Here is a 3157-nt window from a genome sequence, read left to right as displayed (position 1 = left end):
AAGTTGTTCGTGAGTCTCTCAAATTTTCGCAACACGATGGTGTTTTACGAAACATCTTCGGGTTGTGAGGTTAAGCGACTAAGCGTACACGGTGGATGCCCTGGCAGTCAGAGGCGATGAAGGACGTGCTAATCTGCGATAAGCGTCGGTAAGGTGATATGAACCGTTATAACCGGCGATTTCCGAATGGGGAAACCCAGTGTGATTCGTCACACTATCATTAACTGAATCCATAGGTTAATGAGGCGAACCGGGGGAACTGAAACATCTAAGTACCCCGAGGAAAAGAAATCAACCGAGATTCCCCCAGTAGCGGCGAGCGAACGGGGAGCAGCCCAGAGCCTGAATCAGTGTGTGTGTTAGTGGAAGCGTCTGGAAAGGCGCGCGATACAGGGTGACAGCCCCGTACACAAAAATGCACATACTGTGAGCTCGATGAGTAGGGCGGGACACGTGGTATCCTGTCTGAATATGGGGGGACCATCCTCCAAGGCTAAATACTCCTGACTGACCGATAGTGAACCAGTACCGTGAGGGAAAGGCGAAAAGAACCCCGGCGAGGGGAGTGAAAAAGAACCTGAAACCGTGTACGTACAAGCAGTGGGAGCCTCTTTATGGGGTGACTGCGTACCTTTTGTATAATGGGTCAGCGACTTATATTCTGTAGCAAGGTTAACCGAATAGGGGAGCCGAAGGGAAACCGAGTCTTAACTGGGCGTTAAGTTGCAGGGTATAGACCCGAAACCCGGTGATCTAGCCATGGGCAGGTTGAAGGTTGGGTAACACTAACTGGAGGACCGAACCGACTAATGTTGAAAAATTAGCGGATGACTTGTGGCTGGGGGTGAAAGGCCAATCAAACCGGGAGATAGCTGGTTCTCCCCGAAAGCTATTTAGGTAGCGCCTCGTGAATTCATCTCCGGGGGTAGAGCACTGTTTCGGCAAGGGGGTCATCCCGACTTACCAACCCGATGCAAACTGCGAATACCGGAGAATGTTATCACGGGAGACACACGGCGGGTGCTAACGTCCGTCGTGAAGAGGGAAACAACCCAGACCGCCAGCTAAGGTCCCAAAGTCATGGTTAAGTGGGAAACGATGTGGGAAGGCCCAGACAGCCAGGATGTTGGCTTAGAAGCAGCCATCATTTAAAGAAAGCGTAATAGCTCACTGGTCGAGTCGGCCTGCGCGGAAGATGTAACGGGGCTAAACCATGCACCGAAGCTGCGGCAGCGACACTATGTGTTGTTGGGTAGGGGAGCGTTCTGTAAGCCTGCGAAGGTGTACTGTGAGGTATGCTGGAGGTATCAGAAGTGCGAATGCTGACATAAGTAACGATAAAGCGGGTGAAAAGCCCGCTCGCCGGAAGACCAAGGGTTCCTGTCCAACGTTAATCGGGGCAGGGTGAGTCGACCCCTAAGGCGAGGCCGAAAGGCGTAGTCGATGGGAAACAGGTTAATATTCCTGTACTTGGTGTTACTGCGAAGGGGGGACGGAGAAGGCTATGTTGGCCGGGCGACGGTTGTCCCGGTTTAAGCGTGTAGGCTGGTTTTCCAGGCAAATCCGGAAAATCAAGGCTGAGGCGTGATGACGAGGCACTACGGTGCTGAAGCAACAAATGCCCTGCTTCCAGGAAAAGCCTCTAAGCATCAGGTAACATCAAATCGTACCCCAAACCGACACAGGTGGTCAGGTAGAGAATACCAAGGCGCTTGAGAGAACTCGGGTGAAGGAACTAGGCAAAATGGTGCCGTAACTTCGGGAGAAGGCACGCTGATAGGTAGGTGAAGCGACTTGCTCGTGGAGCTGAAATCAGTCGAAGATACCAGCTGGCTGCAACTGTTTATTAAAAACACAGCACTGTGCAAACACGAAAGTGGACGTATACGGTGTGACGCCTGCCCGGTGCCGGAAGGTTAATTGATGGGGTCAGCCGCAAGGCGAAGCTCTTGATCGAAGCCCCGGTAAACGGCGGCCGTAACTATAACGGTCCTAAGGTAGCGAAATTCCTTGTCGGGTAAGTTCCGACCTGCACGAATGGCGTAATGATGGCCAGGCTGTCTCCACCCGAGACTCAGTGAAATTGAACTCGCTGTGAAGATGCAGTGTACCCGCGGCAAGACGGAAAGACCCCGTGAACCTTTACTATAGCTTGACACTGAACATTGAGCCTTGATGTGTAGGATAGGTGGGAGGCTTTGAAGCGTGGACGCCAGTCTGCGTGGAGCCGACCTTGAAATACCACCCTTTAATGTTTGATGTTCTAACGTGGACCCGTAATCCGGGTTGCGGACAGTGTCTGGTGGGTAGTTTGACTGGGGCGGTCTCCTCCTAAAGAGTAACGGAGGAGCACGAAGGTTGGCTAATCCTGGTCGGACATCAGGAGGTTAGTGCAATGGCATAAGCCAGCTTGACTGCGAGCGTGACGGCGCGAGCAGGTGCGAAAGCAGGTCATAGTGATCCGGTGGTTCTGAATGGAAGGGCCATCGCTCAACGGATAAAAGGTACTCCGGGGATAACAGGCTGATACCGCCCAAGAGTTCATATCGACGGCGGTGTTTGGCACCTCGATGTCGGCTCATCACATCCTGGGGCTGAAGTAGGTCCCAAGGGTATGGCTGTTCGCCATTTAAAGTGGTACGCGAGCTGGGTTTAGAACGTCGTGAGACAGTTCGGTCCCTATCTGCCGTGGGCGCTGGAGAACTGAGGGGGGCTGCTCCTAGTACGAGAGGACCGGAGTGGACGCATCACTGGTGTTCGGGTTGTCATGCCAATGGCACTGCCCGGTAGCTAAATGCGGAAGAGATAAGTGCTGAAAGCATCTAAGCACGAAACTTGCCCCGAGATGAGTTCTCCCTGACTCCTTGAGAGTCCTGAAGGAACGTTGAAGACGACGACGTTGATAGGCCGGGTGTGTAAGCGCAGCGATGCGTTGAGCTAACCGGTACTAATGAACCGTGAGGCTTAACCTTACAACGCCGAAGCTGTTTTGGCGGATGAGAGAAGATTTTCAGCCTGATACAGATTAAATCGACATGTCGGAACAGGACGTGTTGATAAACAGAATTTGCCTGGCGGCCGTAGCGCGGTGGTCCCACCTGACCCCATGCCGAACTCAGAAGTGAAACGCCGTAGCGCCGATGGTAGTGTGGGGTCT

Annotated in this window: 2 rRNA genes; both read left to right on the top strand. The window is 53.1% G+C overall.

What is annotated here, in order from left to right:
- The first annotated feature begins 68 nt into the window (after nucleotides 1-68).
- A 23S ribosomal RNA gene (locus A7Z29_RS22950) occupies nucleotides 69-2972 on the top strand.
- Between the two features lie 98 nt (nucleotides 2973-3070).
- Nucleotides 3071-3157 (top strand): 5S ribosomal RNA (gene rrf, locus A7Z29_RS22945); the annotation flags it as partial.

Source organism: Escherichia sp. MOD1-EC6842 (assembly GCF_002965705.1).
Classification (GTDB): domain Bacteria; phylum Pseudomonadota; class Gammaproteobacteria; order Enterobacterales; family Enterobacteriaceae; genus Escherichia; species Escherichia ruysiae.
This window is presented reverse-complemented; position numbering and strand designations above follow the sequence as displayed.